Genomic DNA, 18,204 nt, shown 5'->3' with positions numbered 1-18,204 from the left:
CCGTCATGCTCTTTGCCTCTGAGCCGAAACTGAGGAAGGCCCCGTCCGGTGGGCTGGGGCCTTCTCGTGCGCTGCCTCTGAGCTTCAGTGGGGTACACCCGTACGGGACGAGATGCCGCCCACCATCGCTGCTGTGTCACAGGGTCCAGTTCGTGTGGACTTGATCGCTCTGTGGCGGTCTTCTGTGGCTACTTCTTGGCGGCGGCGTACTAAATCGGGCGTTCTGCCCGGAGGGATTAAGGCGAGTCGGGCGGCTCTCGGGTGTGCGGTGGGGTTTGCGTCGGTTTTGTCAGAGTCCGAATGCTCCGCCGCTGATCAGGATGAAGGCGCCCAGGCCGATCAGGACTGTCGGGAACAGGATGTGTTCCCAGCGCTCTAGGACTTCGGCGATCGGTCGGCGGGTGGCGACGAACTTGGCCAGGCCCACCAGTCCTGCCACCAGCACTAGGAACACGATGCAGTAGGCGACTACGGCTTCCGTGCCCACGTTGAGAAAGACGGGGACGTAGACGCCGATGTTGTCGCCGCCGTTGGCGAAGGTTACGCCGGCCACGGTCCACACGGCGACGTTCTTGCCCTCGATCTTTGCGTCGTCGTCATCATCGTCCCCGCGCCAGGCCTGCCACGCGGCCCACAGTCCCAAGCCGAGTGGGATCAGCCCGAAGTAAGGGATGGCCTGCGGGGGCAGGAAGGCTCCCGCGCCCAGGGAGACGAGCACTGCGGCGCCGAGGATGCCGATGAAGCCGAGGTACTGGCCGACCAGGATGCGTGCGGTGGTGCCGCGTTGGCCTGCTCCGCGGGCGAAGAACAGCGACAGAACGATGATGTCGTCGATATTGGTGGCAATGAACAGGCCGATCGCCTGCAGGGCCGAGGACAGGATCACGCCTGCACCTCCGTGGCGTGACAACCCGGCACTGAGCAGTCGGGCTCCAAGCAGGGGGCGTTTTCGTTGACCGCGAGGGTGACCTCGACCAAGGAGGACAGCGACCGCGCCAAGTGCGGGTCTGCGATCTCGTACCGGGTCTGGCGGCCTTCGGGCACGGCGACAACGATCCCGCAGTCGCGCAGGCATGCCAGATGGTTCGACACGTTCGACCGTGTCAGCTCCAAATCGCGGGCCAGCTCCGCCGGGTAGGTCGGCTGCTGTAGCAAGGTCAGCAGTATCCGGGACCGTGTCGGGTCGGCCATCGCCCGCCCTAACCGGTTCATCACATCCATACGGGAAACAATAGTCAGCACTTGCTGAACTATGCAGCGTCTGCTGAACTGTTGGGACAACGCATTAAAAACCTAAAGGTTTTCAAGACACTAGACACCGTCAAGGACCGCGACCACTTTTGAGCAGGTTTCTGTCATTTTCCGAAGTGGGCGGCACGTCAGCATAGATCTCACCAGGCATAGTGCTGTCAGCTTCTGAGCTCTGGTCGTCAACACTCCTGTGCGCTAGCGTCGTTTCTGCTCAGTAGTCCTGTTCTCACGAAGGTGACAGGGATGGTCGGCGACGGCAGAGGCACTCCGGCGACGGGTCATCTGACGATGCCTGATGTCGCGTGGGAGCAGGCCCGGTTGCGGACCCGTCTGATCAGCGAGCTGGCCGAGCGCGATCCGGTCGGATTGGATGCCGCTGATCGAGTTGCTATCGAGCTCGGGATCTCGCGGCGACGCGTCTATGTGCTGTTGCAGCTCTACCGTCAGGGATCGGGTTTGGTCACGGACCTGGCCAGCAGACGCTCGGATGGCGGCAAGGGCGGTCAGCGGCTGCCGGAGCCGGTGGAACAGGTCATTCGCGAGATCGTCCGGAAGCGGTTCCTGACGAGGCAGAAGCGAAGCGTGGCCTCGGTGCATCGCGAGGTGACTCGCGCGTGTGCTGTGCGGGGCTTGCCGGCTCCGGCTCGAAACACGGTGGCCGCCAGGATTGCCCGCCTGAGTCCTGTCGAGGTGGGCCAGCGACGCGAGGGCCGCGAGAGCGTTCGCTCATTGCAGTCGGCGGGTGGGCAGGTGCCCTTGATCACCGGAATCTTGGAGCAGGTCCAGATCGATCACACCGTCATCGATCTGATCGTGGTCGATGAGCGAGAGCGCCAGCCGATTGGTCGCCCGTACTTGACAGTCGCGATCGACGTGTTCAGCCGCTGTCTTGTTGGCATGGTCGTGACGTTGGAACCGCCGTCGGCGGTCTCGGTCGGATTGTGCTTAGCCCACGCAGCCGGAGATAAACGCCCCTGGCTAGAGACTCTCGGAGTGGAGGCACAGTGGCCGATGAGCGGCAAGCCCAAGAAGCTGTACCTGGACAATGCGACCGAGTTCAAGAGTGAGGCGCTACGGCGCGGCTGTGAGCAGCACGGCATTGAACTGGACTATCGCCCGCTGGGGCGACCGCATTACGGCGGCATCGTCGAACGCATCATCGGCACGGCCATGCATCAGATCCACGAGCTTCCGGGAACTACGTTCTCGAACCCCGTCGAGCGTGGCCGGTACGACTCCGAGAAGCTAGCGGCGCTGACGATGGCCGAACTGGAGACGTGGCTGGCGTTGGCGGCCGCGACGTATCACGGCACGGTACACAGCACACTGCACCAGACCCCGGCCGGACAATGGACGGACGGAGTCGCCGCGAGTGGCCGTCCGATGATGACCTCGAATCCGACGGCGTTTCTGGTGGACTTTCTACCCGTGATCCGGCGGAAGTTGACCCGGACTGGGTTCGTCATCGATCACGTGCACTACTTCTCCAATGCGCTCAAACCGTGGATCAGCCGCCGTGACAATCTCGGCCGGTTCATCCTGCGCAGAGACCCCCGCGACATCAGCCGGATCTGGGTGCTCGACCCTGACGGGATCGAGTACGTCGAGGTCCCGTACCGGACGATGTCCAATCCCGCAGTCAGCGTGTGGGAACACCGGCAAGCACTGGATCGCCTGCGAGAACGCGGGGTCGCCCAGGTCGATGAAGCAGCGTTGTTCCGAATGATCGATCAGATGCGGCATATCGCTGAGACGGCCGAGAAGACCACCAAACGAACTCGCCGAGAAGCTGTGCGACGCCATCGCGCAGGTACCCCGACGCAATCGACTCCGCTGGAGGCAAGGACGCCACCTGTAGTTCCTCCTCAGCCTGAGGCAAAGCCCAAGCCGGCGGTCCGATTCGAGGAGATCGAACAATGGTGACGGACCAGGAGTATCCGGTGCCGGATCTGTCTCACCTGCACGCATCGGCACAGCCGGTGGCGCGGCTTCCTGCCGCCGAGCGGGTCCATCGGATCCGGGCAGACCGGTGGATCGGCTATCCGAAAGCTGTCCAGGCCGTCGAGCGCCTCGAGACGTTGTTCGCGTGGCCGCCTAAACAACGAATGCCTAACCTGCTGCTGGTGGGGCCGACGAACAACGGCAAGTCGATGATCATCGAACGCTTCCGACGTCGGCACCCGCCCTGGACCGAGCCGGATCGGGAGCAGGTGCCTGTGGTGTGCGTGCAGATGCCGTCCGATCCGTCGCCGTTGCGGTTCTACACCGCCATTCTCGCCGCATTGGGTGCGCCGCTGCGGCCGAGGCCCCGTGTGGTCGAGCTCGAACGCCTCGCACTGTCCCTGCTCCGCGAGGTTGGTACGCGGATGTTGGTCATCGACGAACTGCACAATGTGCTCGCTGGCCACAGCAACACCCGCCGAGAGTTTCTGAATCTGTTGCGCTTCTTGGGCAACGAACTGCGCATACCGCTGGTTGGAGTCGGGACCCGCGAGGCGTACCTGGCGGTGCGCTCGGACGATCAGCTGGAGAACCGTTTCGAGCCCTTCGTGCTACCGCTGTGGAAAACAGATGAGCACGCCAGGTCACTGCTGGCCAGCTTCGCCGCGTCCTTCCCGCTGCGCAAACCGTCAATCATCGATACCGAGGACGTGGCCAGCTACCTCCTTGCCCGCAGTGAGGGCACGATCGGGGAACTCGCCCACCTGCTGACTATGGCCGCGGTTGTCGCCGTCGAGTCCGGTCTCGAGACGATCGATCATCGAACACTGACGATGGCCGACTACGTCGGACCAACCGAGCGGCGACGACTGTTTGAACGCGAGCTGATGTGACGCACCGTTGGCCGGTCCATCCGCGGCCCATCCCCGGTGAAGCCCTCACCTCATGGCTTCACCGGATCGCCGACAGATACGGGATCACCGTCGATGAGCTCGCATTCGACCTCGGCCACTCCCTCGACCGCGATGCCGATCTCGACATGACTGCTCCGCCGGGATTTGTCGAGCAGCTGTCAATCAGGACCGGAGTGGGCACCGACCGGCTCCACGGCATGAGCATCAGCGGATACACCCCGTGGCTACTAGACGACCTCGTACCCGGCACCGGCACGTTCCTCACCTACACACAACAACTGGCGGTGCTCTTGCCAGCGGGCAAACGTCGGCGCCGGACTGTCAAGACATGGCGAGCCTGGACCCCAACCAATGCTGACCGGTGCCACCGGGCCTGCCCACAGTGCGTACTGGAATCGACACCACCGCATCCCTACCTGCTGACGTGGTCGCTACCCCTGATGCTCTCTTGCCCCGTCCACGGCTGCTGGCTGGAACACCACGACGGTCCGCCCGGCTCCTACTACAGCTGGCATCCGCCGTGGTACCCGCCCGAACCGCGGGAGGCCTCCTCCGCGATCCGACGAATGGACGCCCGGACATGGCAGGCACTCACGAGCGGGTTTGTAGGTCTCCCACGCCGCCGCATCCACGCCGGCATCTGGTTCCGGCTACTACGCACCGTGGTCGATGAACTCGGAGCCACCATGGGCGACTGCGGCACCGCCCAACGAATCAGCCGCGAGGTGTGGCAACTCGCCGGGCACCCAGTCCGGGCCGGCCAATCGATGTGGCGTCCCTTCGAAGCACAGACCCCGCAGACACAGCAGCGCACCCTCGAGGCAGCAGCCATCGCCATGGACCTGCTCGAAAGCGGCGACCTCACCGGACGAGGCGACGCCGCGCCGCTGTTTCTCCCCGAACCCGACGTCTCCATTACCCCAGGTCCGCCTCGACAGACACACAAATCTCTCGAAGACCGTTGGCAAGATCTCGCTGACGCACTGAAGGCTGTCATCGAGGTTGCGAAAACGAACCCCAACAGCGCCCGTCAACTATTCGCCATGATGACGATGTATCCCCGAGGCGATGCCGCCACGCACAACCAGCGAGTCCGCGCGAACTTCGAGGAGCTCGGAATCTCGCTCGACTTCTTGTCACAATAGATCGAACCGATACCGTCTGTGCGACGTAGAATGAGTGACGGGTTAAGTGACGAAATCTCGCCGTGGCGGCTCGCGCGCCCCATGTGTCACGTAAACGAACGAATAAATGACAGTGGAGGTGCACGGTGCTGGTCGGGTACATGCGAGTGTCCAAGGCCGATGGGTCCCAGGCCACGGACCTGCAGCGCGATGCGCTGCTCGCCGCCGGTGTGGATCCCGAGGCCCTGTATGAGGACAAGGCCTCCGGCAAGACCGACGACCGACCCCACTTGGCTGCCTGCCTGAAAGCCCTCCGGGCGGGGGACACCCTGCTGGTGTGGAAACTCGACCGGCTCGGTCGGGATCTGCGCCACCTGGTCAACATCGTGCACGACCTCACCGAGCGGGGCGTGGGGCTGAAGGTGCTCACCGGGCAGGGCGCGGCCATCGACACCACTACCGCCTCAGGCAAGTTGGTGTTCGGGATCTTCGCGGCCCTGGCCGAGTTCGAACGCGAGCTGATCTCCGAACGCACCAAGGCCGGCCTGGCATCGGCCCGCGCCCGTGGCCGCAAGGGCGGCAGGCCCTACAAGGTGACCCCCGCGAAGCTCCGCCTGGCCATGGCCTCGATGGGCAAGAAGGACACCAACGTCAGCGCGCTGTGCAAGGAATTAGGCATCACCCGCCAGACGCTCTACCGCCACGTCTCACCCACCGGTGAACTCCGCGAGGCAGGTAACAAGGTGCTGGCCCAACGCCAATGACCACCGCGGAACGCAGGCGAGAGACCTGTCTACGCGTGCCCCGTATGGCGCCCCGTCGCGGAAAGGGCCACCGGACGGGTCCTATGGGATGCTCCACGAGGCGTGCTTGCGTGTGAGCAGGTCAGCGGCGGGGGTTCCCGAGTGGGGGTCCCCTTACGGCGCAGTGTCGACATCCCCCGGCCGATTAGTGAAGACCACTTCTGATATCAGTGCCGTCGACTTCTGACAAGAGCGGGTGGGACTGCTTTCGAAAAATGGTGTGGGTAACGTACCATCTAGTACGCGATACAAACTATTCTGCTGGAAGGGCGAAGGAGGAGGCCGTTATGGGCATCACCGCGACACAGCGCCTGGACCCCAACGAGGGGTTGATCCGCAGTGCCGCGCTGGTCCAGGACATCCTCGCGGCCGCCAGTGCCGAGCACGGGCTCACCGCCCAGCAGTCGCAGCTGATGTGCGTGGTGGGCGATGAGCCCTCGAGCATGGTGCGCCTCGGTGCGCTGCTGCGGGTCGGCAAGTCGAGCATGACCGGCCTGGTCCATCGAGCCGAGCAGGCCGGGCTCGTCCAGCGCACGCCCGACCCGGAGGACGGGCGATCCACCTTGATCCTGCTCACCGAGAAGGGCCGGCACGCCAACGCGGCCTTCCGCGCGACGGTGGGGGAACGGATCGAGCAGATCATCGCGACCCTGCCGGCCACCGAACGGAACCACCTGACGACGGCACTGTCGACGATCGTCATTGACAACCAGGCCCCCCAGACCTGGCCCACCGAACAGGAGGAACACTCATGAGCACCTCAGCACTGAACGTGCCCGCGCGCCGCGGACCACGGCCGAAGGCCACCACGACCAACCCGCACGTGCAGCTCGACCAGAACGCCCCGGTCGAACTGCAGGACCGGCTGCGCGACCACGCGCTGGCCCTGCCCGGCGTCAGTCGCGGAACCAGCCAGGTCTCCGTGCCCGGCACCATCGCCTTCTTCCTCGACGCCCCGGTCAATCCGCCGACGCTGCCGGACGTCCTCGGCGGGGAGTGGGGACACATCCACCCGCACTCCGACGGCAGCCTGCACCTGAACGTCCCCACCGCCCTGGCCGAGCAACTGATCGCGGCCGGCTGGGCCGAGTACCACTGCCTGGTGGCCCCCGGTTTCATCCCGCCGATGGTGGTCATGCTCTACGGGCCCCGCGACGACGAGGAGTTCGCCGTATGCACGGCGATCGTTGAGGAGGCCTACCTGGCCGCCGGCGGATCCGGCACCGACCAGCACGGACGCACCCTGGGCCTCGGCCAACGCTGAACGACCCGCCCCGCCCCGGCCCACCCCGGCCCGCAGGCCCGACACCACTAGGTGGCCGCCGACGGGCCACCGTCAACCACGACCCCCACGAAATTGGAGAACCTCATGACCACCTATGCCATCACCGCGGCCACCGGCCAGCTCGGCCGCCTCGCCATCGACCACCTGCTCGATCGCGGCATCGCCCCGGCCGACCTCACCGCGATCGTCCGGGACCAGGCCAAGGCGACGTCGCTTCAGGACGCCGGCGTGCAGGTCCGCGTCGCCGACTATGAGGATCCCGCCGCCCTGCGGTCCGCGTTCGCGGGCATCGATCGGTTGCTGCTGATCAGCAGCAACAGCTTCATCCCCGGCCAACGCGCGGTCCACCACGCCAACGCCATCGATGCCGCAGCCTCCGCCGGGGTGGGCCGCATCGTCTACACCAGCCTGCTGCGCGCCGACACCAACACCATGCCCCTGGGCGAGGAACACCGCCTCACCGAGAAGCACTTGAGGGACAGCGGCGTGCCCGCCGTCATCCTGCGCAACGGCTGGTACGTCGAGAACTTCACCGACCAGCTCGACACCTACCGCCACCTCGGCGCCCTCATCGGAGCCTCCGGGCAGGCCAGGATTGCCCCGGCATCGCGCGCCGACCTGGCCGCGGCAGCCGTCAGCGCCCTCCTGGACGACGCCGTCGAGGCCGCCGAGTACGAACTGGCCGGGCCCTCCGTGACCTTCCCCGAGCTGGCCGCCGCCCTGGGCAAGGCCACGGGAACGGAATTGCCGTACCGCAACGTCCCCCTCGAGGATTACCGCACCGGACTGCTCGCCGCCGGACTCGACGAGGGCACCGCCGGATTCGTCACCGCACTCGAGGCCGGCATGGCCAACGGTGACCTGGACAGCGATTCCACCGACCTCCAGCAACTGCTCGGCCGACCCACCACCGACCTGCACACCGCCCTCACCAGCGCAGTCGAACGCTAAACCAACCCCCCGCCGCGCCCGTAGGCGGGCCCATGGTCGTCCGCCTACGGGGGAATCGCGAAAACGTTTCAAGAAACAACTGCATAGTGCGACGCTTTGTCACCAGCGGCCCGTACCTCACCATCCGAGCTGTCTTATGGCGTGCCCCGCTGAGGGATCCCCTTGCGGCGCAGCATCGTCTTCACCTGGCCGACCAGTGAAGGCCGCTTCTGACATCAGTGCCGCCGACTTCTGAATCTGACAGTTTCCTGGCTCTACGGCCCCCCGCCGGTGTCTCATTAAGTCATCTTGTCGACATTCGTCTCAGGATCGGCCTCGGTAGAGGTTTATGGGGCAGAATCGGGCCATGAGGCATCTGGGGTACACCCGCGTCAGTACCGCGAGTCAGGACGCGCAGTTGCAGTTGGATGCACTCGTAGATTCCGGGGTTCAGAAGCGCGACGTCTTCTCTGACGTCACCTCGGGGAGCCGGACCGCGATCGAGCGCCCGGGGATGAAGCGGCTGATGGACTACATCGAGCCCGGCGATACCGTCGTGGTGTGGCGCATTGACCGCCTCGGTCGCTCCCTGATCGATTGCCTCAATACCGTGAACCTGCTTCGCGACAAGGGCGTGAAGATCCGGTCGCTCTCGGACGGCATCGACCCGGAGACCACCTCCGGCCGGTTGATGCTGGGCATGCTCGCCACCCTGGCCGAGTACGAACGCGAGCTCATCACCGAGCGAGTCAATGCCGGGATCGCTGCGGCGAGGCAGAGCGGCACCAGGTTCGGCCGGCCCCCGGTCGACCCCGCAGTGATCGCTGAAAAACTCGACATTGCCCAAAGTGCTCGAAGAAAGGGGCGCACCGCCGCCGAAGCGGCCAGCTTGGTCGGATGGTCCCGCGCCACCCTCTACCGCCACCAGCAAGCCGCCCGAGCCCTCGAGGCACTCGACCACTGATGGCAGCGGCCATCGCCAGGCATCACCGCTAGAACGCCGCCACTGGGCAGCGCGATCTGCCAGTACACCCGTGCGGGACGGTTGAAGGCGAACTGTTTTCGCTGTGCCACAGGGTGGGTATGTTCGTTTATGACACGTAATCTCGTCGGGTCTAGAGTGTATTGATACATAGATGCGGGGGAGGGGCTCTTCAAATGGCTGATCGGATCGGCACGCTGCTGGGCCGGGCGGGTGACGGTGGGCAAGAGGTGCTCATCGTCAGCCGCGGGAACATCAAGACGCGGTTCCGTCGCCGGGACGAGCTGGACTGGAGCCTGCGTGTGGAGGCGACGGATTCCGAAAACGCCGTCGAGGGGGAGAGGAAGCCGGCGCTCAGATCAACCCGACCGCGTGGGCAGCGTGTGGCGTGCGTGCGAGTGTCTGCCGCCGACCAGAACGAGGCTCGCCAGCTTGAAGCGGTGGGGGAATGCGACCAGGTGTTCATCGAGTAGGAGTCCGGGCGGTCCCGGACGGGACGCGTGCAGCTCGCCGCGCGACCTGGCTGACCACCACTCGCCAGTGAGACCGCCGCCAAATGTCCGTAGACCACCGCCATTTACCGGCGAAAGTCACAATCACGACCCTGCATACCCACAGGATTTCACGCCAGCCACCACACCAGGCTCCTGCCACGAGGATTGTTCAGCAGTCTTCTAGGAAGCGGGGTGGTCCAGCTCGTCGAGCATGCGCTGGGCGATGCGGTAGGCCGTGTTGGCATCGGGCACGCCGCAGTAGATCGCCGTCTGGAGCAGCAGCTCTTTGATCTCGTCGTTGGTCAGCCCGTTGGTCCGCGCGGCCCGCACGTGCATGGCCAGCTCCTCGTGATGTCCGCGGGCCACCAGGGCGGTCAGCGTGATGAGCGAGCGGCTGCGCCGGTCAAGACCCGGACGAGTCCACACCGATCCCCACGCGTACTGCGTGATGAAGTGCTGGAAGTCGGCGGTCAGGTCGGTGATCGCCGCCGTGGCGCGATCGACGTGGGCATCGCCCAGCACCTCACGGCGCACCGCCATGCCGGCGTCGCGCACCCCGGCGACGGTCGTGGGAGCGGCAACCGGCTGCCCCGCGTCCGCGTGATCACGGATGAGTCGGGCGACCTCGGCCGGTTGCTCGGCCGGGGGCAGGTGCGCGACGCCGTCGAGGACGACGAGCCGCCCGTTCCGGACTCCGGAGGCGATCGCGGCGAGATCGGCCGGCGGAGTGGGGACGTCGAGCAAGCCCGCCGCCGCGAGCACCCGGGGTCGGATCTCACCGAGGCGCTCACGAACGTCGAAGTCCGCCAGCGCCTCGCACACCAGCGCATACCCTTCGTCATCGGCGTCCTGCAGGGCGCGCAGCAGGGTCGCGCCGACCTCCGGCTCCCGCTCGAGAAATCGGGGCGCGAACCAGCGCTGGGCCGATCCCTCGATCATCGACGGAGTGCCCGATGCGCGCACGGACGCCGCCCGGGTCCGCCAGGCGTCCGGCTCGCCGATCCGTGCGCCCGTGGACATCAAGACGGCGGAGTCGATGCGCGCAGGTGCATCCAGCAGCAACTGCAGCCCGACGGCGCCGCCCACCGAGTCGCCTGCGTAGGTGAAGGTGCTGGTGGATGCGTCGCGCTCAGCCAGCATGTCGTCGACCATCTCGAGGACACCGGCGGCCAGCTCGGCCATCGTGAACGGCTCGGCCGAACCGACATTGGATCCATGCCCGGGCAGGTCCCACGCGAGGACCTCGAAGCGATCGGTGAGGCCGGCGGCGCACCGGGACCACAGCGACCGAGCCGACGTGCCCAACGAGGGCCCGAGGACGAGCAGGGGCATGGCGGGTGAACCGCCGAGCCGGACGGCCGTGATGCGAGGGACGGTCACTCGTTCTCCTCCAGGAAGGTCTGGGCTCGCTCCACGGCGCCCACGATGAGGTCCTCGGAGAACCCGGGGTAGGTGGTCGGGTCGGAATCGGCGGTCTTGTCCAGCAGCCCGGCGATCGAGCGGCGCTCCGCCAGCACGCTGTCAGCCGACCGGTCGAGCGTCGCGCGCATGCGCTCGGCGTCCACGTACAGACCCTGCAGCAGCTCGGCGGTCTGGGACGCGGCGACGACGCTGCGTCGACCGAGCATCTGCAGGGTCGACCATTCGACGTGCCACGAGCCGTCCGGGCGCTGGTCGCCCGCGGTGGCCGAGGCGAGGTGCATCGTCGCGGCCAGAGCGGGGGAGCCCAGGGCTGCGCGGCGCACCAGCACGGACAGGACCGGGTTGTTCTTGTGCGGCATCGTCGACGAGCCACCGCGGCCCTCGGCCGCCGGCTCGGCCAGCTCGCCGATCTCGGTCCGCGCCAGGGTCGCGACATCGGTCGCGATGTGTCCCCAGGCGTCCGTGCACGAGACCAGCGCGTCGGACGTCCGGGTGACCGTTGCCCGCGAGGTGTGCCACGGGCGGAGCTCCCGCAGCCCCAGGGCCGCAGCGGTGCTGGCGACCAGGTCGGCGCTGGTCCTCTGGGGATCCTCGTGCCCCTGCAGGTTCGCCAGCTCGGTGGTCGCCGAGAGAGTGCCGACCGCCCCGCCGAGCTGCACCGGCAGGAGGGAGCGGGCGTCCAGGACCAGATCGGCGGCGTCGACCAGGCCGTCGAGCCAGCCTGCGGCGACGGCGCCGAACGTCGTGGGTACGGCGTGCTGGGTCAGGGTGCGGCCGACCATCGGCGTGTCGGCGTGCTGCGCGGCGAGGTGCGAGAGCGCGGTCACCTGGGCGCGCAGTTCGTCGATCAGGCGATCGAGCGCATCGCGCAGCGCGAGCATGAGGGCGGTATCGAGGACGTCCTGGCTGGTGAGTCCGCGGTGCAGCCAGGTGGCGGCGGGCTGCGGCGCCCGCGAGCGGAGCAGGCCGACGAGGGGGACGACGGGGTTGCCGCTGCCCTCGGCTGCCGCCGCGATGTCCGGCAGGTCGTCGGCAGTGACGAGCGGGGCGAGGTCGGCGGTGGCGGCGGACGGCGCGAGGCCGGAGGCCACGAGGGCGTCGAGCCACGCGGACTCCACCCTGATCATGGCGGCCAGCAGCGCCTCGGCGCTCATGAGGTCGCCGGCGCGCTCGTCGCCGGGCCAGAACAGGTCAGTCATGGCGCTCAGTGTGCCGGTCCGTGGCCCGGATACGTCAGGAACACGGTCTCGCCCTCGCCCTGCAGACGGACGTCGAAGGTATGTCCCTGCGCATCGACCGCCGCGATCAGAGTCGCGCGACGGTCCGGATCGAGGCTGTTGAGGAAGGGGTCCGCGGCGAGGGCGGCCTCGTCGCCCGGCAGGTACGCACGGGTGAAGAGCCGGTCGAGAAGGCCACGTGCGAACACCGTCAGCGCGAAGAACGGAGCGCTCCCGCCCACTGCGCCGGGCGCGATCGTCGAGAACGAATAGTGGCCGGCGTTGTCGGTCGCGGCCCGGCCCCAGCCCGTGAACGTCCAGCCGTCGCGGCGCAACGAGCCGGGCTGCCGGACGATCCTGCCGGACCCGTCCGCCTGCCAGATCTCGACCAGCGCGTCAGGGACCGGCGCGCCGGCACCGTCGACCACGTGGCCGTGGAACCTGATCGAGCCCGGGCTGCCCGCAGGCACGAGCTCGGAGTCGCCGTCATAGGGGAGCGCGTAGTGGAAGAAAGGCCCGACGGTCTGGCCGGGCGTGGGCTGCAGGCGGGCGGTCATGAGTGGTCCTCGTCGTTGTCGGTCCAGGTGCGATGCGCGCCGGTGAGCACGATGTCCCACCGGTAACCGGTCGACCACTCGGGCCGCGTCAGGTCGTGGTCGTAGCTGGCGACGAGGCGGTCACGGGCGTCCTGGTCGGTGATCGACTGGTAGATCGGGTCAAGAGCGAACAGGGGATCGCCCGGGAAGTACATCTGCGTGACGATGCGCTGCGTGAACTCGGTGCCGAACAGGGAGAAGTGCACGTGGGCGGGACGCCAGGCGTTGCGGTGGTTCCGCCACGGGTACGGGCCCGGCTTGATGGTCTGGAAGGAGTAGCCGCCGTCCGCATCAGTCAGGCACCGCCCGGCACCGGTGAAGTTCGGGTCGAGCGGCGCCGGATGCTGGTCACGCTGGTGGATGTAGCGGCCACCGGCGTTGGCCTGCCAGATCTCGACCAGCTGGTGCGCGACCGGGCGTCCGTCGCCGTCGACGACTCGGCCGGAGATCGAGATGCGCTCGCCGATGGGCTCGCCGGAGTGCTGGATCGTCAGATCGGCCTCGAGCGGATCGACGTCCTGGTGGCTGAAGCACGGAGCCCACAGCTCGACGCCCTCGGGATCGACCTGGTGCAGATCCTTGGTCGGATGCCGCAGGAGGCTGCTGCGATACGGGGCGTAGTCGAGGCGGGGCTGGACGACGGAGGGGTCGGCGCCTGCGGACAGGTCGGCGATCTCGGCGCTGACCTCGGCCTGGGTCGATAGCTCGGGTGTGCTCACCAGTCCGACACTAGGCCGCCGGGGCGTACGCTTCGACCCATGTCGTTCACTGAGTGAAAGGCGGGACGATGTCCGGCAACACCTCCGACCCGGGAGCCAGTGTCGCCTCGCGCCTGCTGACCGTTCTCGGCGCCTTTGACGATGAGCACCGGGCGATGACGCTGAGCCAGATTGCGCGTCGGGCGGGTCTACCGCTGCCGACCACTCACCGATTGGTGGCCGAACTGGCCACCTGGGGCGGCTTGGTGCGGCGGCCGACCGGCGAGTACGTGGTGGGTCGCCGAATCTGGGAGCTCGCGCTACTGGCGCCGACCCAGACCGGTCTGCGTCAGATCGCCGAGCCGTTCCTCCACGACGTGTACGGCGCGACGCTGGCCACAGTGCACCTCGCGGTACGCGAGGGGGCCGAGGTGTTGTACCTCGACCGGCTGTCGGGCACAGCGTCCGTCCCGATCGTCAGCACCGTCGGCTCCCGCCTGCCGCTGCACTGCACGGCAGTCGGCAAGGTCCTGCTCGCGCACGCGCCCGACGACGTGCTCGCCGAGACGCTCGGGTCATTGACCCGGATGACGCCGTACACGCTGACCCAACCCGGGCTCCTGCGCCAGCAGCTGGCTCAGGTGCGGCGCCATGGGTATGCGACAACGGTCGACGAGATGACCCTCGGAGCGTGCTCGGTGGCCGTCCCCGTGCAGCGCGGTACCGCGGTCGTCGCATCCCTGGGTCTTGTGGTTCCCCGCTTGACGAGGGACAGGCCCCGCCTCGTCGGCGTCCTCCAGGCCGCGGCGTTCGGTATCGGCCGGGAACTGGCGTCAGGCGGGTGATGGGAAGGAGATCTGACGCGGGCCAGAAGGGAGACAGGGGCCGACGCTGATCCATCTAGACCGATACCCGGCGAAGTCGTACTTGAGGCATGAGAATCCAAGAAATCCGAACCCGACGAAATCCGGGACACATCAATGTCTCCATCAATCCCGGGGCACTTCAGAAGCGGCATTGCTCGCACCACAGCCAGGACCTGGAAGGGCAGGAAAGCCAGCTATGAACTGTTTACCGCCATGCCCCCGGGTGCGTAGGCGCAGGGCGCCGGAGATGGATGCGACATCGGATGCCCCGTTGGCAGGTCGCAGCACGTGAGACGTCCGGGCCGTGGTTTCGCCGCTGTGGCTGTGGCCGTGCTGGTGACCGTTTTGACAAACATGCCGGTATTTCTCCTTGGGGCGCTGGCCACGGAGATCACCGCAACAATCCGTGAATCGCACTGGGTTGGTTGGAGTCTCCATCGTTTGGAAACGAGGATGGACTCATGCCAAAGGACACGAACGCAGGCAAGCCGACTACGCGTCGCTATAGCCCTGAAGAGAAGGCTGCCGCGGTGCGGATGGTCAGGACCCTTCGGGCCGAGCTGGGCACCGATCACGGCACGGTGAAGCGGGTGGCAGCTCAGCTTGGCTACGGCGCCGAGTCCGTACGGTCCTGGGTGCGTCAGGCCGATATCGACGAGGGCCACGCGGCGGGGGTCAGCACGAGCGAGTCGGCGAGGATGAAGGCCCTCGAGCAGGAGAACCGCGAGCTCAAGCGGGCAAACGAGATCTTGAAGAGGGCCGCGAGTTTCTTCGGGGCGGAGCTCGACCGCCAGCACAAGAAGTAGCCGCGTTCATTGACGCTAACCGCGATGATGTCGTCGAGGGTCGGCGTCTGGGGGTCGAGCGCATCTGCGCAGTTCTGCAGGTGGCCCCGAGCAGCTACTACGAGGTCAAGAAGCGGAAACCGTCCACGCGGTCGAAGCGTGACGAGGTCATGGGTCCAGTCGTGCGGCAGCTGTGGGAGGACAACTTCCGGGTCTACGGGGCACGAAAGATATGGAAGGCGGCCCGGCGTGCGGGTCATGACATCGGCCGGGACCAGGTCGCCCGGCTGATGCGGGCCGGCGGGATCGAGGGCGTCCGGCGCAGCAAGCGGGTGCGCACCACAAAACCCGACCCGGGGATGCCGCGCCACCCTGACCTGGTGCGTCGCGACTTCACTGCCACCGCGCCGAACCAGTTGTGGGTCACCGACCTGACATTCGTGCCGACCTGGACTGGCGTCGCCTACGTCTGCTTCATCATTGACGCCTTCTCACGCACGATCGTCGGGTGGCGGGTCGCCTCGCACATGCGCACCACGATGGTCCTCGACGCGATCGAGATGGCCCGCTGGTCACGCGGCACCCAGCTGACCGGGCTGCGGTGTCACAGCGATGCCGGGTCGCAGTTCACGTCGATTCGCTACGGCGAGCGCCTAGCCGAAATCGGAGCAACTCCCTCGATCGGCACCGTCGCAGATTCCTACGATAATGCGCTCGCCGAGACGGTCAATGGCTACTACAAGGCCGAACTCATCCGCGGCCCTGCCCGCGAGGGACGGCCGTGGAAGACCGTCGAAGACATCGAGCTGGCCACCTTGAGCTGGGTCCACTGGCACAACAACGCCCGCCTGCACGGCTATCTCAATGACGTGCCTCCAGCAGAGTTCGAGGAGACGTTCTACGCTACGAAACGGGCCGACCAGACCCTGGTCGGAATCCAATAGCCCGAGCCTCCATCAAACCCAGTGCGATTCATACGGTGTAGTTCTCGCCGGTCCCGGGACTGGGAAGAGCACGACCGTACTTGACTTAGCGACGTTGCTTCGTAAGTCCTCCCCAAATCTCGGAATCAAGATCATTTCGTTTACGCGGGCTGCCACCCAGGAACTGATCAGCAAGATCCGTGAGGCGGGACACGAAGTAGACGAGCCGACTACCATGCACTCGTTCGCACTGTCAGTGCTAACGCGTAACCCCGGCCAGAGCCAGATCCCGCACCCGTTACGGATTCCCGACACATGGGAGACCAGGGAATTGATCCAGCCGGACCTGTCACGGCGACTGCGCCGAAATGGCTACCAGGAAGCCACACCGACCCGCGTCGAAAAGCTGATCCACGAGATGTCGGCCGGATGGGAGTCGATGGATCCGGACAAGATTCTGTTGTCCGACCTCGATCCTTCGCTTCGTACAGCCTTCCGCGCCGCCTGGCAAGGTCAACGTCAAGTATTCGGCTACACACTGTTCGCAGAAATGACTTATGCGGCCGCGGTCCTGCTGGAGGATCTGCCGTCCCCGGACCTCGATGGTCTCGAATTCCTCATAGTCGACGAATATCAGGATCTCAACCGGGCAGATATCTCCATGATCGCGGCCGTCGCACAGCACGGTGTCGCTGTGCTCGCAGTTGGTGATGACGACCAGTCCATCTACGGCTTCCGGCACGCCGCGCCTCAGGGCATCCGAGACTTTTCGAGCGCTTCCGCCTTCCCGGGAGCGCTGAAGTACTCGTTGTCGACGAGTTACCGCTGCGGTTCGCGGATTCTTGCCGCTGCTCGAGAAGTCATCGAAACCAGCCCCTTACGGGCACCGAAGCCACCACTTCACGCAGCCGAAGGTAATCCTGATGGAGAAATCGCTTACCTGCGCTTCCCCTCAGAGGGCGCCGAGGTCGATGGCGTCAGTAGATTGGTAGAACACTTAATTCGCACAGAACAAGTACCAGCGAACCAAGTGATCATCCTCGTCCGCGCCGATCACAACCGCGCCTGGAGTACCCCTTTACGCCAGAATCTGGAGAGCAAAGGGATTCCTGTGGTCGATCCTGAGCAGTTCCGCGCACCGCTGAAGACGGATGATGCTCGCCGACTGATCGCCACAGCTCGCCTCGTCCGCAGTGATGACGATCTAGCATGGTGGACTCTACTGAAGTTGACAAACGGGGTGGGCGGTGGCTTCGTAGCAGCGGTCGCAGACGAGGCGTTGGCCAATCAGGAACGATTCCACACCCGACTCCTACGTCTCGCAGACGAGCCCTTGTATTCCCACGACGGAACAAGTGCACACGCTGAGCGTTTGGCGCTCACCACGATCGAGCACGTACTCCGCATGCGTGAAATTGCCGAAGACATCGAGTCCCCGGATACGAAAGCCTCGATCACATGGGCGGATTGGCTCTTCGAACTCGCCAAGCAGGCACACGTTCCTATTGCCGAGGACCTTCGCTCTCTATTGATCGAGGCCGCAACCCGAACCGCCAGCGACCCCGGGGTGGGTCACTTCCTTGCCTCTCTCGACGAAGTCGCCCAAGAACTTGCTTTGGAAGAACCTGGCGTTGCGATCATGAGCATGAACCGGTCGAAAGGGTTGACGCGTACCGCAGTGTTCATCATGGGGGTTGAGGAAGGGATCGTTCCGCCTGCTCGTGAAGGCACCGACTACGAGGAAGAACGCCGCCTTCTGTATGTCGCCATGACCAGGGCGCGCTCTTATCTGTACTGCACAATGGCGACGAGACGCACCGGGCAAACTGCACGCACCGGCGGTGGGATCCCGGGGGCCGGACGGACACGTTCGCGATTCCTGAGAGGAGTCGAACTTAAACCCCAAAACGGCCTGGAATACGTTCTTGCCCGCGTGAGTTAGCAGGGTTGATATAAGAGCAGATACTGACCAG

At 65.9% G+C, this 18,204-nt stretch carries 17 protein-coding genes and 1 pseudogene; 12 read left to right on the top strand and 6 right to left on the bottom strand.

Annotation, left to right across the window (positions count from 1 at the left end; translation table 11 throughout):
• Positions 1-289: 289 nt before the first annotated feature.
• Positions 290-886 (bottom strand): cadmium resistance transporter, encoded by a 597-nt coding sequence (locus IM25_RS23075; RefSeq protein WP_033098513.1) that lies wholly within the window; start codon positions 884-886, stop codon positions 290-292.
• On the bottom strand, positions 883-1,242 hold the full coding sequence (gene cmtR, locus IM25_RS23070; RefSeq protein WP_033098512.1) for a Cd(II)/Pb(II)-sensing metalloregulatory transcriptional regulator CmtR: 360 nt from the start codon (positions 1,240-1,242) through the stop codon (positions 883-885). Before cmtR ends, IM25_RS23075 begins: the two co-directional genes overlap by 4 nt.
• 252 nt (positions 1,243-1,494) lie before the next feature.
• Between cmtR and IM25_RS23065 the strand changes: the two genes are divergently transcribed.
• The 9 genes and pseudogenes from IM25_RS23065 to IM25_RS23025 form a co-directional block, all read left to right on the top strand.
• Positions 1,495-3,174 carry a Mu transposase C-terminal domain-containing protein gene (locus tag IM25_RS23065; protein ID WP_033098511.1) on the top strand — a complete coding sequence of 560 codons (1,680 nt, stop codon included), beginning with the start codon at positions 1,495-1,497 and terminating at the stop codon, positions 3,172-3,174.
• Entirely contained in the window at positions 3,168-4,085 is a 918-nt protein-coding gene (locus IM25_RS23060; RefSeq protein WP_033098510.1) for a TniB family NTP-binding protein, read from the top strand. The genes IM25_RS23065 and IM25_RS23060 overlap by 7 nt, the downstream gene beginning before the upstream one ends.
• Positions 4,082-5,251, top strand: coding sequence for a TniQ family protein (locus IM25_RS23055; RefSeq protein WP_033098509.1), 1,170 nt, complete (start codon positions 4,082-4,084; stop codon positions 5,249-5,251). Before IM25_RS23060 ends, IM25_RS23055 begins: the two co-directional genes overlap by 4 nt.
• Positions 5,252-5,391: 140 nt before the next feature.
• Positions 5,392-5,994 (top strand): recombinase family protein, encoded by a 603-nt coding sequence (locus IM25_RS23050; protein ID WP_084117945.1) that lies wholly within the window; start codon positions 5,392-5,394, stop codon positions 5,992-5,994.
• A gap of 326 nt (positions 5,995-6,320) precedes the next feature.
• Complete coding sequence (locus IM25_RS23045; protein ID WP_052040170.1) at positions 6,321-6,788, top strand: MarR family winged helix-turn-helix transcriptional regulator; 468 nt, start codon at positions 6,321-6,323, stop codon at positions 6,786-6,788.
• Complete coding sequence (locus IM25_RS23040) at positions 6,785-7,297, top strand: luciferase domain-containing protein (RefSeq protein ID WP_052040169.1); 513 nt, start codon at positions 6,785-6,787, stop codon at positions 7,295-7,297. Before IM25_RS23045 ends, IM25_RS23040 begins: the two co-directional genes overlap by 4 nt.
• A gap of 105 nt (positions 7,298-7,402) precedes the next feature.
• Positions 7,403-8,269: an NAD(P)H-binding protein gene (locus IM25_RS23035; protein WP_033098507.1), complete on the top strand. Its 867-nt coding sequence runs from the start codon at positions 7,403-7,405 to the stop codon at positions 8,267-8,269.
• Positions 8,270-8,615: 346 nt separating this feature from the next.
• Positions 8,616-9,212, top strand: a complete 597-nt coding sequence (locus IM25_RS23030; protein WP_033098547.1) for a recombinase family protein — start codon at positions 8,616-8,618, stop codon at positions 9,210-9,212.
• Between the two features lie 194 nt (positions 9,213-9,406).
• Positions 9,407-9,700, top strand: a pseudogene (locus IM25_RS23025) (recombinase family protein); the annotation flags it as partial.
• A 204-nt stretch (positions 9,701-9,904) separates the two neighbouring features.
• On the opposite strand, the gene pcaDC reads toward IM25_RS23025, so the two are convergent.
• The 4 genes from pcaDC to pcaH are packed head-to-tail and all read right to left on the bottom strand — an operon-like array spanning position 9,905 to position 13,678.
• Entirely contained in the window at positions 9,905-11,104 is a 1,200-nt protein-coding gene (pcaDC, locus tag IM25_RS23020) for a bifunctional 3-oxoadipate enol-lactonase/4-carboxymuconolactone decarboxylase PcaDC (RefSeq protein ID WP_033098505.1), read from the bottom strand.
• Entirely contained in the window at positions 11,101-12,345 is a 1,245-nt protein-coding gene (locus tag IM25_RS23015; RefSeq protein WP_033098504.1) for a lyase family protein, read from the bottom strand. The genes pcaDC and IM25_RS23015 overlap by 4 nt, the downstream gene beginning before the upstream one ends.
• A gap of 5 nt (positions 12,346-12,350) precedes the next feature.
• Positions 12,351-12,920 carry a protocatechuate 3,4-dioxygenase subunit alpha gene (pcaG, locus tag IM25_RS23010; RefSeq protein ID WP_033098503.1) on the bottom strand — a complete coding sequence of 190 codons (570 nt, stop codon included), beginning with the start codon at positions 12,918-12,920 and terminating at the stop codon, positions 12,351-12,353.
• The gene (gene pcaH / locus IM25_RS23005) at positions 12,917-13,678 is read right to left on the bottom strand and encodes a protocatechuate 3,4-dioxygenase subunit beta (protein ID WP_033098502.1); all 762 of its coding nucleotides are present in this window, start codon (positions 13,676-13,678) and stop codon (positions 12,917-12,919) included. The genes pcaG and pcaH overlap by 4 nt, the downstream gene beginning before the upstream one ends.
• 68 nt (positions 13,679-13,746) lie before the next feature.
• On the opposite strand from pcaH, the gene IM25_RS23000 reads away from it, so the two are divergent.
• The 3 genes from IM25_RS23000 (at position 13,747) to IM25_RS22985 (ending at position 18,173) form a co-directional block, all read left to right on the top strand.
• Complete coding sequence (locus tag IM25_RS23000) at positions 13,747-14,502, top strand: IclR family transcriptional regulator (protein ID WP_065996575.1); 756 nt, start codon at positions 13,747-13,749, stop codon at positions 14,500-14,502.
• Between the two features lie 482 nt (positions 14,503-14,984).
• Positions 14,985-16,252, top strand: a protein-coding gene (locus tag IM25_RS22990; protein WP_157126995.1) for an IS3 family transposase whose coding sequence is annotated in 2 segments (ribosomal slippage) — positions 14,985-15,288 and positions 15,288-16,252 — 1,269 coding nt in all. Because the reading frame shifts where the segments join, the coding sequence is not laid out codon by codon here.
• Positions 16,173-18,173: an ATP-dependent helicase gene (locus IM25_RS22985; protein ID WP_084295138.1), complete on the top strand. Its 2,001-nt coding sequence runs from the start codon at positions 16,173-16,175 to the stop codon at positions 18,171-18,173. The genes IM25_RS22990 and IM25_RS22985 overlap by 80 nt, the downstream gene beginning before the upstream one ends.
• The last annotated feature ends 31 nt before the right edge of the window (positions 18,174-18,204 follow it).

Origin of the sequence: Rhodococcus sp. p52 (assembly GCF_000763325.2) — a bacterium.
GTDB lineage: Bacteria > Actinomycetota > Actinomycetes > Mycobacteriales > Mycobacteriaceae > Rhodococcus > Rhodococcus pyridinivorans.
The sequence above is the reverse complement of the archived record's forward strand: the minus strand, read 5'-3'. Positions and strand labels throughout refer to the sequence as shown.

What these genes read in the sequence shown, in the direction of transcription:
- IM25_RS23000 (WP_065996575.1), top strand. Translation starts at nt 13,747, where the DNA reads ATGTCCGGCAACACCTCCGACCCGGGAGCCAGTGTCGCCTCGCGCCTG.
- IM25_RS23045 (WP_052040170.1), top strand. Translation starts at nt 6,321, where the DNA reads ATGGGCATCACCGCGACACAGCGCCTGGACCCCAACGAGGGGTTGATC.
- IM25_RS23015 (WP_033098504.1), bottom strand. Translation starts at nt 12,345, where the DNA reads ATGACTGACCTGTTCTGGCCCGGCGACGAGCGCGCCGGCGACCTCATG.
- pcaG (WP_033098503.1), bottom strand. Translation starts at nt 12,920, where the DNA reads ATGACCGCCCGCCTGCAGCCCACGCCCGGCCAGACCGTCGGGCCTTTC.
- IM25_RS23040 (WP_052040169.1), top strand. Translation starts at nt 6,785, where the DNA reads ATGAGCACCTCAGCACTGAACGTGCCCGCGCGCCGCGGACCACGGCCG.
- IM25_RS22985 (WP_084295138.1), top strand. Translation starts at nt 16,173, where the DNA reads ATGACGTGCCTCCAGCAGAGTTCGAGGAGACGTTCTACGCTACGAAAC.
- IM25_RS23030 (WP_033098547.1), top strand. Translation starts at nt 8,616, where the DNA reads ATGAGGCATCTGGGGTACACCCGCGTCAGTACCGCGAGTCAGGACGCG.
- IM25_RS23050 (WP_084117945.1), top strand. Translation starts at nt 5,392, where the DNA reads ATGCGAGTGTCCAAGGCCGATGGGTCCCAGGCCACGGACCTGCAGCGC.
- IM25_RS23065 (WP_033098511.1), top strand. Translation starts at nt 1,495, where the DNA reads ATGGTCGGCGACGGCAGAGGCACTCCGGCGACGGGTCATCTGACGATG.
- IM25_RS23035 (WP_033098507.1), top strand. Translation starts at nt 7,403, where the DNA reads ATGACCACCTATGCCATCACCGCGGCCACCGGCCAGCTCGGCCGCCTC.
- IM25_RS23060 (WP_033098510.1), top strand. Translation starts at nt 3,168, where the DNA reads ATGGTGACGGACCAGGAGTATCCGGTGCCGGATCTGTCTCACCTGCAC.